This window comes from Streptomyces fildesensis (genome assembly GCF_016107395.1).
GTDB lineage: Bacteria > Actinomycetota > Actinomycetes > Streptomycetales > Streptomycetaceae > Actinacidiphila > Actinacidiphila fildesensis.
This window is the reverse complement of the sequence record NZ_JAAIKO010000020.1, coordinates 105,300-123,970: the sequence shown is the minus strand read 5'-3', so window position 1 is coordinate 123,970 and position 18,671 is coordinate 105,300. Positions and strand designations below refer to the sequence as shown.

Genomic DNA, 18,671 nt, shown 5'->3' with positions numbered 1-18,671 from the left:
GAAGTCCGATCGGCCTTGGGGTGTGTTGCGGCGGGCCGGCAGTGCAAGGTGGGCTGGTCGTCGTGGTCACTGCTGCTCCTCCATCGCTTTGGCTGCCATTGCGAGAGGTCTGAGCGGACCGACCGCTTCCCTCTCGACAGGTGGATGGTTGAAGGCGCGGGCGACCTCGACGAACCAGGTCAGCTCACCCACGTGGTCGCTCCCACCGATGGGCGTCTGCTGTTCGAGCAGATCGCCACTTGATGCGATCTCCGCAACCTGGCCCACTGCGGTGAGAGCAGCTCGGAGCATGGATGCCTCAGCTGCGGCTTCCTGCTGTTCGGCGGTGGCTCCCGCTTGGGCTGCGAGGGTGCGCGCGCCGTCGGCGATTTCCGAGCTGAGATGCTCACGCAGTGCGTGACGAGCGTCCCGGATTTCGATCACAAGTCGGTAGAGGCGGTAGTGCAGCTTAGTCAGGCGCCAGCGGGCCCGTTTGGGGTGCTTCGGTGGGTCCAGAGCGATGTCGGGCATTGCGTTGTAGACGGCGAGCCACAGAGGGAAGAGTTGGTGATAGGCGCGCAGGTGTCCGAACCAGCGTGCTGTGGCGGACAGCCGGGGGCCAAGGGCGGGCAGGACGAGTCCCAGGGAGACCAGGGCGCCGCCGAGGGCCGCGAAGGCTGAGGATGAGTCGGCCAAGAGGTCGAGGCGGATGTCCATGTTGCGGGCAATCACGTAGATGCCTCTGGTGAGGCAGTATCCGAGTGTGATGGCGGCGCCGACCGCGGTGAGGTGCAGGCCGCGGACGAGCCAGGGGCGCCCCGCTACCTTCGCGAAGCGCCAGCAGAGGCGGGCGATTTCGGCGAGTCCGGTGCCGACGGCCGTCACGTATAGCAACAGGTATTCGGCGATGTAGGGCGTGGTTGCGTAGGTCTCGGTGAAGTGTTCGGCGGTGCTGTCGTTAATGGGAGCCAAAGTCAGCAGGACGACCATGGCTAGGAGCACGATGGCGCCGGCGATGACGCGGCGACGTGCTCTTGGGAGGGCTATCTCCGGTGGGTCGTTCCACATGAGCAGCATGCGCTGGACGCAGACGCTGAAGGCGATCAGCGAGCCGTGGACGACCAACTTGCCCAGGTTGTCCAGTCCCAGGGCTGTGCTGACGGGGAGGTAAATGGCGGGCGTGGCCGCTATGAATCCGAAGGCAGCGCAGGCAAGGGTCGCGCAGAGTGACCGCAGGACCGGGTTGTCGGGGTCCTTACGCAGGTCGAGCAGCTTGTAGGCAAGGGCTGTCGAACTGACGAGGGCTGCGACAGGGTAGGCGATGTCGTGCACGTCAGTGATCATCTGGCCCTGCGGTGGTCTGGACTCTGGAGGGTGTTTTCGAGGCGGCGAATGACATCAGCCGCCTCGGGTGGGACGACGCCCTGCGGCTCCGGCGAGCGGAGGCTGACTTGCGTGAGGATCACCGAGGCGAACGTCTCGGCTTCGTTCTCCTCGGTGTCTGAATAGCGCGTGCGTCCCAGAACGCGCTGGACAACTTCCGAGTTGAGACTGGGCATGAGGGTGCGTGCCACGTCTGTGCTTAGGGGTTGGCCCACTCCGTGGTCGTGAAGGAGGTGGCCCAATTCATGCAGCAAGATGTGGTCTTGGTGCGCTGGGCTTGTCGCCTGCTCGTACAGCATGTAGTCCGCCGAGCCAGTTGAGATCCAAAGACCGCAAGGGCTCCCCGGTGGCAACTGCCGTGAGAGCAGATGGATGGGGCGTCCACGCTGCCTGCTGATCCGCTGGAACATCTCGTGGACATCGAACGGCTCCGGTATCTCAGGGATGCGGAGCCTCTTCGGAAACTTCGAGCCTTGCTTCATGCCGTCACCGTCGTGCTCATAGCGTTCTCACGCGCCGAACCTGAATGCGGCGAATCCTCGCCGCCCTGGCTGCTGTTCTGGCTGATCCCGGCTAGCGGGTATTTAGCAACTGGCTATTGGTAGGTGTGCCGGCTGTCAGTGGCCACGGGACGGTCAGGCCGGCCTTAGATCCTCCGGCGGATGTTGAATACGACACGGGTCCCCTAGGTTCCAACGAGCGAAGTTCTGCCGGGTCGTTCACCGGCGAACATGGAACGGAGTATGCCAGAAGCATAGCGGAAGGCGCACTTTTAATTACGCAGAGTAATCGTCTGCTTTTCTGTCAACTCTGCTAGTCCGTCAGGGAGTTGCGATCATCCAGTATTCAATCAAGGGCGAATTGGTGCGTGATCTCCGTCACGCCTTGCCGATTTTTGCCTGAAGCCTCGTCGCCCTCGGCGATTCGAGGGGGTCGGGTCCCGCGGGGGCTGCCCACGCCGCCGAGTTTGGGGTGGCGCTATCGGTGGGGGTTCCCCGTGCGCACCACTTCCAATACCAGGCCTGCGCACGGCTTCTAGGGCTGGTGGTGTTCGTCTTCGGTGGCGCTGTCGGGAAGTCCCTCGATCTGGCGGACGTGATCGATGATTCCTTTGATCTGGCGCAGGCCTTGGGGTGACAGTCCGGAGACGCGCAGTGCGACCGACTTCACGTCGGCGTCGCGCATTGCGGTGAGGAGATCGAGCTCCGCGTTGCTCGTGGCTTCGACGTCGTCGTCGAAGAAGTAGGCCGGCGGCACGCCGAAGAAATCAGAGAGGGCCTTGACCGTTGCCATTGTTGGGTTCTTCTTGGCGCCGGTGCGCAACTGCTGGATGGCGCTCGCAGATAGCCCCTTGCCGTCCCCTGTTGATGCTCGCTGGATCGCCTCGGCGACTTCCCCGTTCGCGTACGGGCCACGCGATGCCGGGTGGACCGTTCTAAACAGATGGTCCAGCTTCTGCGCGACGGTGCGCCGCCGTCCATCCGCCATGCCTACCTCCGTGTCGTGTGGCCAAGCCTAACACTTCAGTGTGACGGGGGCGTCAGTACTGCCCTTGCGTGCGCACTGTGGTTGACCGCACGTGGACACTTTGGTGTACGTTGATCCACATTCCCAGACACAAAAGTGTTAATTGCCTGGTCAGAAGGTGCGGATTGGTCTGGACTCGAAGCCTGCGTCCTCGTATGGTTCTGGTCCCCGCGCAAGCGGATCACTGGCCGCCGAACGGGCCAGGAAGGGAGGGTGAGGCGCTCACGGGGGCCATGACGGCCGCCGGGGCGAGGGAATCCGGCGCCCGGGAGCTACCAACTCCTGGACGCCGGGCCGACATCCCAAAGGACACCGATTCACACCTCACGCGGGCGCCTGGACTTTTTGCACGAGGACAGCCGCACCGCGCTCCTACAAGCAACGGAGTATCGCATGTCTGCCATGCAGGACGGAATCCCTGCCTGCCCCCGGGCCACTGATCGTCAGCGTCGCCTGGCGCTACAGCTCGCCGACATGATCCCGGGAGCGGCCCTCATCCGCGTGAACCTCCGCGACCCGCAGATGGCCTGGCCGCAGGCCCACGCACAGGCGTGCGACAAAGGCGGACGGCCGATCGAACTCAGCCGCACGATGGCCAAGGTCGCAGCCCGGTGGGTCCTACGGGTGTGGCCAGACGCGGACTGGAACATCCCGCACACCCTCGACTTGGCCACCGCCTCGCTGACCACCGCCGGGCGGGGCCGCTGACATGGCGCGGATCCGGACCGTCAAACCCGACCTGTTCACCAACGAGAAGTGCGCCGAGGTCTCCGTCACCGCAGTGCTGACCTTCGTCGGCCTGTTCACCCAAGCCGATGACCACGGCCGCCACCGAGACAACGCCGCAATCATCGCCGGAGTCCTGTGGCCACTGCGCGCCGAACACACAGCAGTCCACGTCGAGGACGACCTCCAGCAGCTCACTGACGCCGGGCTCATCTGCCGCTACACCGGATGCAACGGCAAGCGCTACCTGCACATCGTCGGCTGGTTCGAGCACCAGAAGATCGACAAGCCCAGCCAGTCGCGCTTCCCTGCGTGCACAGACCACCACGCCGTCGACCGCTGCGGCCCCTGCCAACGCGCCTGTACCAAGACCGTCGAGCCGCCGCCGACCCCTCCCCGAAGCTTCGTGGAGCCGTCGGAGAGCCTTCCCCGAACCCTCGATCTGCCCGCTCCGCCCGCACCGACACCTGCGGTCACCGGCAACAGGCTCCCTGTAGCCCAGCGCGACAGCCCTGCAGGCCCCGCCGCCAACCCTCGCCACGTCAATCAGAAAGCCGCAGGACAGAACACATTCGGGGAACCCTCTCCGACGGCTCCCCGAACCGTCCGTGAACCCTCGGCGCCTGGATCTAGGATCTTGGATCCTGGATCTTCTTTCCCTACGGGGCGCACAGCGCCCGACGCCAGCGTCTCGGCTGGTGACCTGGTCGGCGAATACGTCGCCTCGTGCCAGGAGCGACCGCCAGGCGACGTGATCGGACACCTCGGGCGGATCGTCAAGAAGCTCCTCGGTGAGGGCATCGCCCCGGACCACATCCGCGCCGGGCTGAAGCGCTTCGGCGAGATCCAGGGCCACCCCAGCCGCCTGCCGAGCCTGGTCAACGACTCCATGAACCCCGGGGCCGCCGGTTTGGCGCGACCGGGATTCCGGCCTAACGTGCCCGCTCACACCGCGTGGACCAACCCCGTCGACGCTGCCGCCGCCTACGCCGAGGAGCTGTGATGCGCGACCGCGACCCCCAGCCCGTCGGCCAAAACACCTTCGACCGGCTCCTGCGGATCCTGGCCGCGCGGGGCATCGATCCGGCAGCCGCAGCCGCCGAGGAACCTGAGCCGTACTCGGCCCTGGACGCCCTGTCGGCGGGGATGCCGCCGCGCTATCGGGGCGCGGTGGCCGACCACCCGCAGGTCCTGGCCTGGGCCCGGGACGTCGCCGGTCAGGCCGTCGCACCGAGCACAGGAGCCAGGCGCCAAGTGGCCACTGGCCCCAGCCTGCTGATGGCCGGGGTGGTCGGTGCGGGCAAGACCCACCAGGCGTACGGAGCGGTGCGCCACCTGGTCGAGGCCGGCATCGGGGTGCGCTGGCGCGCGACCACCGCCGCCGACCTGTACGCCGACCTGCGCCCCCGCGCCGGAGTCGACAGCGAGCGGGAGCTGGCGGCCGTCAGCCGCTGCCCGCTGCTGATCATCGACGACCTCGGCGCGGCGAAAGCCAGCGACTGGACCGAAGAGGTCACCTACCGGCTGATCAACCGCCGCTACAACCACCTGCTGCCGACCCTGATCACCACCAACCTGCGCATCGGCGACCTGCGCGCCTACCTCGGCGACCGCGTCACCTCCCGCCTCGCGCAGATGACCACCCGGGTCGAGTTCGAACCGGTCGACCGCAGACGCCAACGCCCCGCAGCCTGACCTGCCCCAGGCTGCCCTGCCGGGCCGCGCCCCCAGCGCGCCGCCCCCACCATCTCCCGACCCACGCACTCCTCCGCCGACGCCCCTGCGCGCGGAGAGCGATCGGAGCCAAGCCCGCATGACCAACACGACGATCAGCCCTGCCCACCACCGCTCGCTCGGCGACCAACGCTGGCAGGACGAAGCTGTCTGCCAGAGCACCGAGTACAACCCGGTGGACCCCGAACTCTTCTTCCCCGAACCCGACGAGACCGACAAGATCATCACCGCCAAGGCCCTGTGCGGGCAGTGCCCGGTCCGCCGCACCTGCCTGGACGCCGCGCTCGAAGGCGGTGACATCGACGGCATCCGGGGCGGGCTGACGGAGGAAGAGCGCAAGCCGATGCACGACAAGCTCGCCGAACGCCTCGACTACAGCCGGGTCAACGCCACCGTCGCCGGACGCGACATCCACCTCACCAAGGCCGAGCGCCGCGCAGTGATCCGCGCCGCCTACCGCCATGGGCTCACCGAACAGCGCCTGGCCTGGCTCCTGAAGATCAGCGAGGACCACGCCCAGAGGCTGTACCGCGAGACCCGCCGTGCTCTGCGCAACCGCGACCTGGCGCAGGCCACGAAGACCACGCCGCCCCCCGAGAGCGACGGCGAGCAGCTGGGCCGCAGTGACTTCGGCACGGCGGCGTGAACTTCGAGAACGCGCCGCACACGGCGCACATCACCGGGTGGGACCGCGCGGTCGTCATCGCCCTCGGCGGGGCGGGATGCGCCCTGTCCTACGACGCCCTGCAGCAGATGGCCGTCGCCATCCACGTCCGCGGTTTCCTCACCTACCTCTTCCCCCTCGTGATCGACGGCTTCATCGCCTACGGCATCCGTGCCCTGCTGGTCCTGCGCGACGCGCCTCTGCGCGCCCGGCTCTACGTGTGGACACTCTTCGGCACAGCCACCGCCGCCAGCATCTGGGCCAACGCCCTGCACGCCGTCCGGCTCAACGAAGAGAACGCCTCGGCCACCGGGCTGCGGCTCGGCGACACGGTCGTGGCGGTGCTGTCCACCATTGCCCCGCTCGCTCTGGCCGGAGCGGTCCACCTCTACATCCTCATGGCCCGGGGGCCGGTGAACGAAAGTGACCGAAGCGACCAGGATGACCCCGGTCAGCCCGAGCGCATCGCGGTCACTCGAACTGACCGGACCGGTCAACCGCTGTCCCAGCCCGGTCAGGTCAGCGCCACCGAGCCGGTCAGCGCCCTGGCCGACCGCCCTCGCCTGTCCCTGGACACGAGCCACTCGGACACCCGGTCACCGGCCGGGGGCAGTGACCAGGGAGACAGCACTCGCCCGGACAGCCGGCATGCCGATAGGGAGCGAAAGGCCGCTGCCCTGGCCGGACAGCCGGATAGCATCGCGGCGGTCAGTGACCGACCGGTCGGCACCGACCCGGTCACCGGTCACCGGGTCAGCCACCCGCCGGTTACCGAACTGCCGGTCACTGCACCGCCGGTCACTGACCCGGGTACACAGCTGACCGGTGACCGGCGGCCTGACCCGGACACCGAGAAGCTGCTCGCCATCGCCCGGTCAGCGGTCAGGGCCGAGGACAAGCTGACCCGCAAGGTCGTCGCCCAGGCGATCCGAGGTCAGCAGATCCCGCTGTCCAGCGACACGCTGACCGCCCTGATGGTCCAGCTCCGCGAGCAGCACGGACAACCGGTCACCCCCTCCCGGAACTGACCGCCCAGCACGGGGCCGGGTGACCGAGCCGAAAGCCTCGGCCGGCCACCCGACCCCGGACACGCGCATCACCACCTTCCGAGACGAACCGGAGAGCACTGCCATGCGCACGAAACCCGCAACCCCGGCCGAGGTGGACTCCTGGCTGACCGTCCTGCACCAGCGCGGTCACCTCCACCACGCCGTAGCCACGGCGGACGGCAGCTGGAGCGTGCAACGACGCCAGCACAGCCGCCCCTGGACCCTGCACCACCCGGTCCTGGCCATGGACTGGATCGAGGACGTCCTCCGCGACGCACACCAGCAGGACACGGAGTCGAGCCGATGACCAGCAACGACCCGGCAGCCACCACACCCGAACCAGTGCGTGACCTCAAGACGGCTCCTGGCGGAGCAAGTTGTGGGGTAAGGGATCCTTACCCCGCCCTCGCCCCCAAGGGAGCGCGGGCTTCCCGTTCGGCGGCAGACCCAGGGGGGCCTGCCGCCGAACGGGAAGCCGGCCCAGGGGTGCCGACAACACAGGGGAACGACACGACGCCAACCGCCGCCGCGACAATCGCGCCGCGCCGCCGTCGACTGCGTCAGAGCGTGCCGCGCCTGAACCGCGTCTGCCCACGCTTCAGCGACAGCGAATGGACCGCGGTCCGAACTGCCGCCGAGACCACCGAGCTCGAACCCGGCGGCTATGCCGCCGCCGCGGTCCTGGCTACCGCCGCCAGCAACAACCCCACCGCCGCCATCGCCGATTACCGGCGTGGGGTCCAGGAACTCATGGAGTCCAACCGCCAACTCGCCGCCATCGGCAACAACCTGAACCAGATCGCGCACTACCTCAACGCCGGCGGTCAACCCGCCGCGGACCTCCAGCAGCTCCTGCACCGCGTCGACGACGCGATCACGACCGTGGACGAAGCAGTGACCTGGCTGGTCCGCCGGTGATCCCCAAGATCCGCCTCGGCACCGGTGGCACCTACGGCCTGATCCGCTACCTGTTTGGAAAGGGCGAACACAACGAGCACACCGACCAGCACGTCGTTGCTTCCTGGAACGATTACGCCCCCGACCCCGGCCGCAATCCCCACCACACCATCGCCCAGCTGGCAGGCCAGCTCGATCAACCGGTCAAGGCCCTCGGTGACCGGGCGCCGGCCACCACGTTCTGGCACTGCTCGGTACGCGCCGCCCCCGGCGACCGCCACCTCGACGACGCCGACTGGGCGGCCATCGCCCGACGTATGGTCCAGGCCACCGGCATTGCCCCCATCGGCGACAGTACCGCCTGCCGCTGGGTCGCCGTCCGGCACGCCGAGGACCACATCCACATCGCCGCCACCCTCGTCCGCCAGGACGGCCGCCGCGCGGACCTGAAGTTCGACAGACGCAAAGTGCAGGCCGAGGCCCGCCTTATAGAAAAGGAGTATGGGCTGCGGCAGCTCAACCCGGGGGACGGCACCGCCGCGAAGCGGCCCACCAGCCAGGAGCGCTTCAAAGCCGAGCGCATGGGCCGTACCGAGACTCCCCGCGAGACCCTGCGCGAAGGAGTCCGCCAGGCAGTTGCCGGAGCCGCCACCGAGGAAGAATTCTTCACCCGGCTCCGCGAGGCCGGCATGCGCGTGAAACTGCGCCACGCTCCCTCGGGTGATGTGCTCGGCTACACCGTGGCGCTACCCGGCGACCGCAACCGCGACCGCGAGCCGGTCTGGTTCGCGGGCTCCACCCTGGCTCCCGACCTGTCCCTGCCCCGTATCCGCCGCCGTCTCGCCAGTGGAAATCTCGGCGAGGATGCAGCGCCTGAGGCAACCGCCGGTCGGCCGGAGTGGTCACCGCCCGCCCGGGTACGACGCACCGCCACCAGCATCGCCGAGCGCGCCGCGATCGTCTTGGACAGTGGGGACGACGAAGCGGCAGCGCAACTCATTGGTGTCGGTGAACTCCTCGACGCCGTCGCCAAGACCTCTCCGGCCGCCACCCGAGCCGAAGTGTCGGCTGCTGCACGCGCCTTCGAACGCGCTACCCGCAGCCACGTCCGCGCCGAGAACGCCGACACCCGCGCGATCCGCTCGGCGGCACGGGGCATCATCCAGGCCGGCAGCGCCCTCGGCCGGGGCGAAGACGGCGGCACCACCGCCATGCTCCTCTCAACCCTCGTCCTGGTCGCCCTCGCAGCCGCCCGCTGGCACTCCGCCCACGGCCACGCCCAGCAGGCAGCCGCCTCCCGACAAACCGCAGAACACCTGCGCGCCGCCTACCACCAGGCCGCTACCGCGCCCCTGCAGGCCCTGCGCGACCACGGCCGCGCCATGCAAGAGCCCGAACGACGCAAGCACCAAGCCACGATCCGCGCAGCCCTCCCCACACAAGCAGGCGGTACCGACAACGAAGCGGACCAGGACGCATTGGCCGCCACCCTCGCCCAAGCCGAACAAGCAGGCCACGATCCCGAAGCGCTGCTCCAGCAGGCCATCGGCCAGCGTGAACTGGACAGCGCAGACGATGTGAACGACGTCCTGGTCTGGCGTCTGCGCCGACTTGCCCAGCTCCCCGCCCACCCCGGCGCAACGGCCCGCCACCCGCGGATCGCTCCCGGTCGCAACCAGCATGTGGCTGACCGGTCCGCCGGTCGCAGCACTCCTCCGGCAACTCAACGGGCTTCCGGAACGGACCCGCTCAATCGGCCACCGCGCCGATGACCCGGCCAGCCCGACAGGCTCAAGCCTCAGCCTGTCGGGCTGGCCGAAACCCATGGACAGCCGATCTCACCAGCTGTTATGGATGAAGAGAGCGACCTTGAACGGGAGATGACGCGCATGCCCAGAACAACCGACCGACGTGTCGAGCCGGACTGCGCCCCGCTTCCGGCCTGCCCAGCCAACAGTGATCCGCTGTTGCAGTTGCAGTACGAGGCACAGCCGCCCAGCGGACCGGGCGCCGTCCGTTGCGCCGGCTATCCGCGCGAACTGGCGATGCGGGGCATCCCCGTTGTCTGCACGGCCTGTAGGGCACGCCGGGACTGGCTCCTGATCAATCAGAGCCGCCACGTCTGGGTTCGATGCCGTTGCAGCAACCAGTGGCTGGAGCCCGAGATTACCCGTGCCGACTTCGACGCCATGCTCACGGGACCGCACTTGACGAGTTACCCCAGCCTTGAACAGGCGATGGTCGCGCTCGGATTCGACGGCGCATTCTCCGGCTCATACCTCGAATAATGAGCGAAGTTGCGTTGCATGCAACATTGGTAACGGGTCGGCGGATCTTCCCAGGGCCGCGCGCGTGGTGCTGGCGTCAAGTCGGGAAATCAGTAGATGGCGCCGGAGCTGACCGGCTACCGTGGGTGACTGGCAGACCTTCGGCCAACTAGCCGCTCACTCACCCAGTTGAGGACGATTGCATGCGCCTCGTCAACGTCAGCGTGAAGAACTTCAGGGGCCTCCAGGAAGCTACGCTTCCAGACCTTGGGTCGATTACGCTGCTCACCGGGCGAAACGGCACTGGTAAGTCGAACCTCCTGGAGGCCCTCCAGATCCTCACGGGGTGCTTGGGAGGCGGCCCATCGAGGCGATCGGTCTTCGACCTCATCCACCAGGGTGCTCGGACGGCGCACTTGGGCGTGGACTTCACTCTGAGCGTCTCGGAGTTCAATGACGTTGACCGATTCTGCCGTAGCCGGACCGGCCGCCCGGCACGAGAGCAGGAGTCCTATACCCGCGAGGTCGTCATTCATGAAACCGGTCGGCTCTCGGCGACGGGGTCGCAGGTCGCCCAAGCGCTCTTTGACCCAGCGTTTCAGGAGAGCCGACGCACGCCGAGCGTGCACATGGTGTCGACCGCCTGGGCTTATCCGGTAGGGCTGGCTACTGATCGTATCGATTCATCGGATGCGCTGTCGGCTGCCCTCGCCTCGCTCGATCACCGCTGCCTCAGGGACCGTCGCCATGACCGCGGGTCTCCCGGCGACTATTCCGAGGTGGTGGAGCGGTTCCGGCAGACCACTGGAATGCATCTGTCCGAACCGGACGTCACTCACGGCGTCAATCGCTTTCACGTTGACCTTGGCCGCGGACAGCGGCACGGCCTTTCAGGTCTGTCCAGCGGGGAACAAGGCTTGCTTCGCTTGCTGTGCGAGCTCTACGAGACCGCTGCGACCGGAGGCATCCTCCTCCTGGACGAGCCCGAAGTGCATCTACACCCCTCGTTTCAGAGCGCTCTGCTGAGTGCGGTGCGCGCCCTGTCGGGCCGAATGCAAACCCTGCTGGTCACCCACTCTCCCCAGATGGTTTCCGGTGTGCAGGGTGCGGACGTCTACGAGGTGCGGAAGGATCCGCCTCAGGCCCTTCGCCGCGTATCGGCGAGCGACCGCCTGAGGGTCTTCGGCAGCAGTAGAGCAGGTGCACTGACTGCTTCCGCGCGGCTGATCGTCGAGGGACCGAACGACAAGGACCGCCTTCGCGCGCTTTTCCCCGAAGAGACGGGGAAGATCCACATCGAGGTCGCTGGCAATCGCTCTAGTGTTATGGATCATTACAAGGTACTTGCCTCCGACGCGAACTTCGGATTGCGCCCGTGGCTTTGTTTGATCGACCGGGACTTGCTATCTGCAGCCGCCATTGTGCGTTACGCGGAGACGCACCCTCACCTGCATATCTGGCCCCGCCGGGCGCTTGAGAGCATGTTGCTCGATCCGCAACTACTGGCCGCGCTGTTGACGGACCTCGGACGGTCCGTGACGGTCCGCCAGGCGGAGGAGATGCTCTTCAATGCGGTTGATGGACTGAAGGCAAAGGTCAGCCCAGTCATGGTGAAGGAGGGGCTCAGCAAGCACGCACCGATGCCGCGCCTGGGTGCGGCCCAGACCATCGCCGAGTTCGAGGACTTTCATGCGCGCTGCGCCGATGTATACCTGAGCCGGCGTGACCAGGTCGCAGATGCCTTTCGACTCGCCAAGGCGGATGTGGAGGAGCGCTGGGCGGCTGAACGATTCGAACTCGTCGATCCCAAGGAGGCGATGGGTCGCCTGTCAAAGATCGTCAAGCTCAACCAGAGCGACCTCATCGGCGGCCTCATTCGCCGGGCGAGCGTGGACGCCGCCGCGCGCCCGAAGGGTCTGGAAGCGCTGCGGATCAGGCTGGAGGCACTGACCGGTAACGAGTGAACGAGTTTCCGGTAGCAGATGCCGCAGTACCGTTCAGGAGGGCGCCGACCATCGGTGCACACATAGCGGCATGCTTGAGCCTGTTGCTCCCTGATTCACGAACATCCTGATGCGCGGTGAAGCCGTCCCGCCGACTAGCAGCCCGGGACACGGCACGGTCCCGGAGCAGCACCGGTCTGCAGCAGAGCTGACGCAGTTGCTGGGTTAGGAATACGCCACTTCGGAATACGACCGCTCCGCCAGCTTGAGTAAGGGGACGTAGTTCCCAGCCCCCACAGGCTCCGGGCGCATCGCGAAGTGACGAGGAGCGCCACTTGAACATCGGTGGCGCTCCTCGTTATTGGGTCAGCCGCGCTTGCTGCGCTTGGGGAGATCTCCTCGGAAGTCGCAGCCGGGGCACTCGTTTTCGCCTTGAATGTGGCCCTCGTACCAGCCATGGGCAGCCGCGTGGAGGACGGCTTCGCGCCAGTTGGCCTCGCCGTTCTCGACCGAGGCGATGGCGTTGGCGACGATCACCCGCAGCACGGCCTCGTCGGGAGAAGGAAACGGCGGGGACGGCATCGGCGCATTGGTCATGGATCGAGCCTAGGGGCAGCGAGATTCAGCGGTCAGCCGGACGCCGTACGGGCTCGCTAGCTGGAGGTGTGGAGGTCGCTGCGGAATCCCCGGCCGAGAGGGGTCCAGTTGTGCAGGGTGGAGGGTCTCCATCTGGGTCGGTCCGGGATGGTGGTGTCGTCGGGTTCGGGCAGGCTGCCCCGGCTTTTGCGGCTGCGGGTGGCCTGAACGCTGATCCCCAAATGCGCGGCGACCTCCGGGTAGCCCCATAAGTGCTGGTCGTCGGCCATGGTCCCCTCCTGGTGTTGTGTCGGTGATGAGCGTACGCAATCGCCTGTTCGGCGGGCATGCGGCAAGGCCGCCCCTGCCGATGCCTGAATCCAGGATCGGTGTGGGGCGGCCTTTTGCGGGTGGGGTCAGCGCTCGGCGAGGTGGTTAAACAGGTCGAGGGCGGAGGTGGCGATCGAGAGGGCAGCGCACAGACCGGCCACCTCGTAGAGGGTGGGGTGGATCAGGCGGGGCCAGTCGTCGGGGGCGGAGGGCCAGGAGGCGAGGTGGACTTCGATGGCGGCCAGGCCCAGGTGAGCGGTGATGTTCCAGCCGGTGCGGGAGGCGGGCTCCCAGTACAGGCGGATGCGGCCGAGGGGGAGTCTGGGAGCGGGGGCCGGGAGCAAGGAGACGTCGAGTGGTCCGTCGGAGCGGTCGGAGATGCGCTGGACGAGCGCGCCTGCCGCACCGTCCGGCATGGGCCGCAGCGCAACGCTGTGCAGGGGGAGCGTTACGGCAGGTCGTGAGGGGTTCGGAATGAGGGGTCTCCTGTTGGGCGGGGGTGGGTCAGGTCCAGGCGAGGGCGTCGCGGACGGTTGCGGGCAGGTAGTCCTCTTGGCCGTCCTCGGCTATGAACGCGACGCCGTCGCGGACGATGACGTCGGTGCCGAGGTAGTGGGTGAAGGGCCAGTCGGGGTTGACGGCGAGGCGGACCAGCAGATCGGGGTTGAGGTCCTGGAGTTGGCGGAGCAGGTGGCCGACGGTCAGGTCCTGGGGCACGGGAACCTCCGGTGAAGGGGAAAGAGCGGATCGCGGTAGGGGCGTCAGGGCGTGTCGAGGCGAAGGAGGTCGCCGAGCACCTTCGGCCCCGGCGGGGTCGGCTTGGGGTGGCTCGCCAGGTGCCGTCTACGGGATTCGTTGACGTAGCCCTTACCGGCGTCCTTTATCTGCCAGTTGCCGCACGAACAGCGGGCCTGCGCGTAGGCGCGGCCGGGGCAGCCCTCTGTGAGTGGCTTGCCCGAGGTGGTGTGCTTATGTTCGGGCGGGCAGGTGGAGTCGTCGGCGTGGTGGGAGGTCAGCGGAGCACGATGCATCGTGGATCCCTTCCGAGAGGGGCGAGGGGGATGGGGGCCGGTCGGCCCGAAGACCGGGCCGACCGGTGGAAGGGTGGGATCAGGAGGACAACCGGTAGGAGCGGGCGAACGGAGTCGTGTCGCCGGTCTCCACGATCACCAGGCCATCCAGGGCAAGACGCTGAAGGGAGCTGCCGACACGCTCCTCGTTGAGACCGGTGGCCTTGCTGATCTGAGGGAGACCTGCCCCGGGGTGCTTCGCGAGGTGGACGACGACCTGGGTGTCGCGTCGGCGCAGGTAGTCCTGGAAGTTGCCTGCGGTGAAGGCCAGCGCCGCACCGCAGCGGGCCAGCGTGAAGGCGCGCGAGAACATCTCGGGGCCGGTGACGGCCTCGTGGACACCGATCGCGCCGATGGCCAAGCCGCCGATCCAGTGTGTAGTCCTGACGAGATCGTCGGAGTAGAGGGTCATCAGCGGTGACCTTTCAGGTGCATGAGCGGAAGGGCTGTCCGGCCGGATGGCGGAGCTGGTCAGCGGCAGGTGAACAGGGCAGGCGGGCGAGTTGAGCTGGCTCGCTTGCCGGTCGGTTCAGCTGGAGGGGTTGGCGATGAGGGCGGCGATGAACCCGGCGACGGCCTCGGAGGGGGTGTAGGGACCGAACTCCTGAACCCAGGGCTCGGCGTCGGTGGGGACCACTCGGACCTGCCAGACGATGTTCCGCTTCCAAGCGGCGGTGTCCTCGGGGAGCCAGCCGACGTAGACGCGGCCGTCCGGGCTGGTGCAGTGCACGTTGGCCTCCGGGGTGTCGACGATCGTCCAGCCGAGCGCGCCGACCAGTTCGAGCACCGGGCCCGCGCAGTGGTCGCAGGAGAGCCAAGCGCGCTCCTCCACGGCGGGGCGAACGACAGCGGGCAGGAGGGTGCTGGAGACGTTCACGACTAGGCGGTCCCTTCGTTGACCTGCGATTTTTCCCGACATCCGTACGTTGACATGCTGTGTGCCGAAGTACGTAGTCCATTGCCGAGGTTGGATGTCTGCCGTGGGCGAACTGCCCGCCGGAGGCCGGGAGGGGGAATGGATTGGTGCGGCCGGTTGTCGCTATGAAGCTGCGGCGCACGACCGTAGGGACCGAAGGGGGAAGCCGTGAGGGAGCCGAGCAGACGCTGGGACGGGGCCGCGATGGAGCGCAAGATCCGCAGCGCCGGGCGGGCGTGGACGGTCGGCGACATCGCGATGGTCTCCGACGGCCAGTGGGCGGTGCGCACGACCACCGCCGTTGACACCGGGCGCGATGACGACATGGCCGTGCAGATCCGGGCGGTGGATGGACGGCGTGTGGAGATGACGGTGGAGGAGCTGGCTCGTGCGGCGGGCTCGCAGGTTCTGGATCCCCGCCGCGACGAGGACAACTAGCCACTATCGGTGAGGCACGGCCCGGGCGACGGCTGGGCCGGCAACGATTGACGGGGCTTCCTGCGCGAGGGGTTGGCTCAGGGCGTGCGGTGCGTGCGTGGAGCGGGCGACGGCGGCCTGGGCCAGCCGGGCCGCCGGTGCTCGGTCCGCGGTCGCGGCGGATGCCCGGGCGTCGATGACATGGCTGATCGCCTGCAGGCCGGTGCGGCACTCGGCCTGGGCGACCCGCAAGTCCACCGCCGAGCTGGTGATCCGCCCCAGGTCGTAGAAGGCCGGCACCTGGCCAGGCCGGGTCAGGGCGTGCAGCCGGTCCTGCTGGACGGCGACGGCGTTGTCCGAAATGACGAGCGAACAGCGGATCCGCATCACGGCGCGCAAGAGCGGGTCCTGCACGGGGCGGCGCACGGCGAGGGATTCCAACTCGGCGATGGGGTGGTCCCAGGCTTTCTCGATCATGGCGTCGGCCTGGTCGAGGGCAGTGGCATCGGACATGGCTGGCTCCGGAGTGAGGAGAGAGTGGGTCAGCGGCGGTGCCCCGGACGCGAGGCCGGGGGAGTGCTGGGTACGTAGGAGGCGGGGTTAGAGGCGCGCGCGCCGGGAGCTGGAGGAGCCGTGGTGGAACGGGCGTTGGCGGCCTGGGCGCGTCGGACGTCCAAGGGAGTCGGTGCCGGAGCTTTGATCGCCGTTGCGGTGGCCTGTGGGGGAAGCCGGCGCAGATCGTCGCCGTAGCGGATGACCGGGGCGGGGTCGGTCAGCGCGGTGTTCATCGCGGCTACCAGGCTCTCAGGGGTGAGGGAGGAGGCGGTGGCGTACCACTGGTTGCCGTACGGACCGGCCAGGGTGAGCCACCGCTCTTTGTGACCGGTCATCTCGGCTTTGTGGTCGAGGTAATTGCGGCGTAGGTGCACCTCGGCCAAGCCGTCCGGGGAGCGGAAGGAGACGTTGTTCGTAGCGAAGCGGTGGCTCCAGCCTGCCGCTGCCAGCGGTGTACCCACATCGAGCGCGGCCAGCGTGCTGTTGCCGTAGTAGAGGTAGGCGTCAGGTCCCTCGGTGTAGGCGGCGGCGAGCGCGGTGGTGAAACCGGCGACGATCTCGGTCGGGGTGCTGTCCTGGAAGGTGACCAACCAGCGCGGCATCGCGAAAGGATCAGAGAACGCCGTGATCTTCCACAGGGCGTCATCGTCGCCTTCGGGCAGGTAGCCCAGGCGGACGGTCTGGTCCGGGGCGTTCACATACACGTTGCCCAGATCGTCGTGATTCAGCTTCCAACCCATGTCGAGCAGGGGTCGCAGGGCGGGATCGCCAGTGAAGGTCGATCCGGCGAGGTAGCGGGGGGTGACGTGGTATTCGCGCCACCGCTCAGAGTCCTGCTGATCAGACATGACATCTCCGTAAAGGGCGTGGTCAGTGGCGACGTGGCGTTGCGGGCCGGGGCGGATTCGCGGCGGCTGAAGCTGCGAGATCGACCACACGGGGCCCTGGGGGGTTCGGGGTGCGAGCCAGGGCGGCTGACCGGCGCGGGTCGGGAGCCTCATCGACGGGCTGGATTTCGACGTACGGCAGGTGTCGTTCGGGGATCTCGCCCCTGGTGCGCTCGACCGGTTCTGTGCTGGTGAGGGCGACTACGGCTGCCCGCACTAGGTGCAGGGGGGTGGCGCTGGTGAAAGCGGCATGCCAGCTCTCATCATCTGCCTGATCGACACCGCCGTACATCGACCACAGGGCATGCTCGGGCCCCTCGAGTTCGGTGTACGGGTCGAGATGGTTCTTGCGCAGGGCGAACGAGGCGTGTCCGTCAGGGGAGTCCTGGTACAGGTGCTGGGCGGTGTCGGTGGTCTCCCATCCGCAGGCGGCCAGCACGAGGGCGGGGCTGTTCGGTGACTGGTAATGGGGGCCGCCGGCCAGGAAGCCGTGATGAAGACTGGGCAGTCCCTTGGCGAGGGCCACGGTGAAGGCGGCAGTGATCTCGGGTGGGGTAGCGCGGGTGAAAGTCGCCGACCAGAGCGGTATGCCGAGCGGCTCGCGGTACTCCACGGCCTTCCACTCGTCATAACTGCCATCGGGCAGGCGGGCGATCTGGGCGTTCTGGTGTGGGCTGGTGAACATCTGGCCGCTGTCGGTGGCTGCTGTGGCCCAACCGTGCGCGGACAGGGTGGCGTAGATCTGTGCGTTGTCTCCGCGACCTGCGAGGTAGACGGGGCGGACCCGCAGAACGGCGTCTGGGGCGAGGGCGCCCGGAGCGGACGTGGTCACGGACATGAGGAACAACTCCTGGAGGAGGCGGCGGGGAGCGGGCCCGCGCGGCGTGGTCAGCCTTGGGCGCGGCGCGCGGGCCCGGAGAGGACGGGAGAGGGGCTGCGGATCTGTCCGGGGAAGCCATGCCGGTCACCGGCCGCGACCTGGGGCGGACCGGGCGGTGATGGACGCCGGCGCAGGGTCGCTGACTCCCGGAGCCGCTCCTGGGTGGCTGCGGCTGAGGGCGGCGGATACGCGCGGAGCCGCGGACCGCCCTTCTTGGAGGGCCGCCTCGCCTTGTGCGGTGAGGGATAGGAGCTGCCCCTGATACGGCGACGTGCTGGTGTCCTTGACCAGCAGTCCGTCTGCGACCAACCGTTCGGTTGTCTGGACCCAGACCTTCGGCCCATTGCCGGTCCCGTCGGAGAGGTAGAGGTCGTTGTCGTGCAGGGCGCTTTGGTGGAATCGCAGGCCGCCCGCTTCGACTGCCTCCAGGGCCGCGAGCTGCCGGCCTTTCGCCAGGGTCCAGTCGTCGTCCTGGCCCGGCTTCTGCTCGGGTGCGTGCTCCAGGACTGTTGCCGGTCCGGGCAGGGTTGCGTTCTGCCCTGGCAGCAGGCGCTGGTAGGTGGTCAGGGCGCGGCGGAGGTGTTCGTAGGCGGCACCCCGACGAGCGACGAGCAGCTCGATCTGGGGGCCCGTGGTGCGCAGAAGGCCGTCCGAGCCGCGCATATCGGCGCCGTCGCCCCGTGCGAGCGGTTCGAGGAGTTCGATCGCGGACCGAGCTGTGCGGGTCAGTTCTGCGTGCAGCTGGTCAACATCCTGGGCGGCTGCGGCGACCATCCTGCCGACGAGATCGAGCGGGTCGCGCAGCGGATGGCCGTCGCTCAGGGCCCAGGGGTCCTCGACCCCGAACGCCTCGGCGACGAGGTGAGTTCCG

At 67.9% G+C, this 18,671-nt stretch carries 24 protein-coding genes; 11 read left to right on the top strand and 13 right to left on the bottom strand.

Features of this window, described 5'->3' with window-relative positions:
- Positions 1–66: 66 nt before the first annotated feature.
- Positions 67–1,311, bottom strand: a complete 1,245-nt coding sequence (locus C6N31_RS24560; protein ID WP_198358217.1) for an MAB_1171c family putative transporter — start codon at positions 1,309–1,311, stop codon at positions 67–69.
- A gap of 1,086 nt (positions 1,312–2,397) precedes the next feature.
- On the bottom strand, positions 2,398–2,850 hold the full coding sequence (locus C6N31_RS24555; RefSeq protein WP_198358216.1) for a helix-turn-helix domain-containing protein: 453 nt from the start codon (positions 2,848–2,850) through the stop codon (positions 2,398–2,400).
- A gap of 432 nt (positions 2,851–3,282) precedes the next feature.
- On the opposite strand from C6N31_RS24555, the gene C6N31_RS24550 reads away from it, so the two are divergent.
- The 10 genes from C6N31_RS24550 to C6N31_RS24505 all read left to right on the top strand — a co-directional run bounded on the left by C6N31_RS24550 (position 3,283) and on the right by C6N31_RS24505 (position 12,190).
- On the top strand, positions 3,283–3,597 hold the full coding sequence (locus tag C6N31_RS24550) for a transcriptional regulator (RefSeq protein ID WP_198358215.1): 315 nt from the start codon (positions 3,283–3,285) through the stop codon (positions 3,595–3,597).
- Position 3,598: 1 nt separating this feature from the next.
- A complete protein-coding gene (locus C6N31_RS24545) occupies positions 3,599–4,618 on the top strand; it encodes a hypothetical protein (protein ID WP_198358214.1) in 1,020 nt (339 codons plus the stop codon).
- The gene (locus tag C6N31_RS24540; RefSeq protein WP_198358213.1) at positions 4,618–5,310 is read left to right on the top strand and encodes an ATP-binding protein; all 693 of its coding nucleotides are present in this window, start codon (positions 4,618–4,620) and stop codon (positions 5,308–5,310) included. Before C6N31_RS24545 ends, C6N31_RS24540 begins: the two co-directional genes overlap by 1 nt.
- Positions 5,311–5,428: 118 nt before the next feature.
- Entirely contained in the window at positions 5,429–5,995 is a 567-nt protein-coding gene (locus tag C6N31_RS24535) for a WhiB family transcriptional regulator (RefSeq protein ID WP_198358212.1), read from the top strand.
- A complete protein-coding gene (locus C6N31_RS24530) occupies positions 5,992–7,041 on the top strand; it encodes a DUF2637 domain-containing protein (protein WP_198358211.1) in 1,050 nt (349 codons plus the stop codon). The genes C6N31_RS24535 and C6N31_RS24530 overlap by 4 nt, the downstream gene beginning before the upstream one ends.
- Before the next feature lie 103 nt (positions 7,042–7,144).
- Positions 7,145–7,369 carry a hypothetical protein gene (locus tag C6N31_RS24525; RefSeq protein ID WP_198358210.1) on the top strand — a complete coding sequence of 75 codons (225 nt, stop codon included), beginning with the start codon at positions 7,145–7,147 and terminating at the stop codon, positions 7,367–7,369.
- A gap of 260 nt (positions 7,370–7,629) precedes the next feature.
- Entirely contained in the window at positions 7,630–7,980 is a 351-nt protein-coding gene (locus C6N31_RS44140) for a MobC family plasmid mobilization relaxosome protein (RefSeq protein WP_307811537.1), read from the top strand.
- On the top strand, positions 7,977–9,731 hold the full coding sequence (locus C6N31_RS24515; protein ID WP_198358208.1) for a relaxase/mobilization nuclease domain-containing protein: 1,755 nt from the start codon (positions 7,977–7,979) through the stop codon (positions 9,729–9,731). Before C6N31_RS44140 ends, C6N31_RS24515 begins: the two co-directional genes overlap by 4 nt.
- 78 nt (positions 9,732–9,809) lie before the next feature.
- Positions 9,810–10,247, top strand: coding sequence for a hypothetical protein (locus C6N31_RS24510; protein ID WP_232485584.1), 438 nt, complete (start codon positions 9,810–9,812; stop codon positions 10,245–10,247).
- A gap of 182 nt (positions 10,248–10,429) precedes the next feature.
- The gene (locus tag C6N31_RS24505; RefSeq protein ID WP_198358207.1) at positions 10,430–12,190 is read left to right on the top strand and encodes an ATP-dependent nuclease; all 1,761 of its coding nucleotides are present in this window, start codon (positions 10,430–10,432) and stop codon (positions 12,188–12,190) included.
- Positions 12,191–12,535: 345 nt separating this feature from the next.
- Here the strand turns inward: C6N31_RS24505 and C6N31_RS24500 are convergent, their stop codons facing one another.
- The 7 genes from C6N31_RS24500 to C6N31_RS24470 form a co-directional block, all read right to left on the bottom strand.
- Positions 12,536–12,766: a hypothetical protein gene (locus tag C6N31_RS24500; RefSeq protein WP_198358206.1), complete on the bottom strand. Its 231-nt coding sequence runs from the start codon at positions 12,764–12,766 to the stop codon at positions 12,536–12,538.
- A gap of 56 nt (positions 12,767–12,822) precedes the next feature.
- The gene (locus C6N31_RS24495) at positions 12,823–13,035 is read right to left on the bottom strand and encodes a MarR family transcriptional regulator (RefSeq protein WP_198358205.1); all 213 of its coding nucleotides are present in this window, start codon (positions 13,033–13,035) and stop codon (positions 12,823–12,825) included.
- Between the two features lie 126 nt (positions 13,036–13,161).
- On the bottom strand, positions 13,162–13,491 hold the full coding sequence (locus tag C6N31_RS24490; protein ID WP_198358204.1) for an esterase: 330 nt from the start codon (positions 13,489–13,491) through the stop codon (positions 13,162–13,164).
- Between the two features lie 88 nt (positions 13,492–13,579).
- Positions 13,580–13,792, bottom strand: a complete 213-nt coding sequence (locus tag C6N31_RS24485) for a hypothetical protein (RefSeq protein ID WP_198358203.1) — start codon at positions 13,790–13,792, stop codon at positions 13,580–13,582.
- Positions 13,793–13,836: 44 nt separating this feature from the next.
- Complete coding sequence (locus C6N31_RS24480; RefSeq protein ID WP_198358202.1) at positions 13,837–14,106, bottom strand: hypothetical protein; 270 nt, start codon at positions 14,104–14,106, stop codon at positions 13,837–13,839.
- Between the two features lie 79 nt (positions 14,107–14,185).
- Positions 14,186–14,557 carry a MarR family transcriptional regulator gene (locus C6N31_RS24475; RefSeq protein WP_198358201.1) on the bottom strand — a complete coding sequence of 124 codons (372 nt, stop codon included), beginning with the start codon at positions 14,555–14,557 and terminating at the stop codon, positions 14,186–14,188.
- A gap of 117 nt (positions 14,558–14,674) precedes the next feature.
- Entirely contained in the window at positions 14,675–15,022 is a 348-nt protein-coding gene (locus C6N31_RS24470) for an SPDY domain-containing protein (protein ID WP_198358200.1), read from the bottom strand.
- Positions 15,023–15,229: 207 nt separating this feature from the next.
- Between C6N31_RS24470 and C6N31_RS24465 the strand changes: the two genes are divergently transcribed.
- Entirely contained in the window at positions 15,230–15,499 is a 270-nt protein-coding gene (locus C6N31_RS24465; protein ID WP_198358199.1) for a hypothetical protein, read from the top strand.
- Between the two features lie 3 nt (positions 15,500–15,502).
- Here C6N31_RS24465 and C6N31_RS24460 read toward each other — a convergent pair whose 3' ends face one another.
- The 4 genes from C6N31_RS24460 to C6N31_RS24445 form a co-directional block, all read right to left on the bottom strand.
- The gene (locus C6N31_RS24460; protein ID WP_198358198.1) at positions 15,503–15,991 is read right to left on the bottom strand and encodes a hypothetical protein; all 489 of its coding nucleotides are present in this window, start codon (positions 15,989–15,991) and stop codon (positions 15,503–15,505) included.
- Between the two features lie 29 nt (positions 15,992–16,020).
- Positions 16,021–16,881: an SPDY domain-containing protein gene (locus tag C6N31_RS24455; RefSeq protein WP_198358197.1), complete on the bottom strand. Its 861-nt coding sequence runs from the start codon at positions 16,879–16,881 to the stop codon at positions 16,021–16,023.
- 22 nt (positions 16,882–16,903) lie between these two features.
- Entirely contained in the window at positions 16,904–17,758 is an 855-nt protein-coding gene (locus tag C6N31_RS24450; protein ID WP_198358196.1) for an SPDY domain-containing protein, read from the bottom strand.
- A gap of 126 nt (positions 17,759–17,884) precedes the next feature.
- Positions 17,885–18,574: a large ATP-binding protein gene (locus C6N31_RS24445; RefSeq protein ID WP_198358195.1), complete on the bottom strand. Its 690-nt coding sequence runs from the start codon at positions 18,572–18,574 to the stop codon at positions 17,885–17,887.
- Positions 18,575–18,671: the final 97 nt, after the last annotated feature.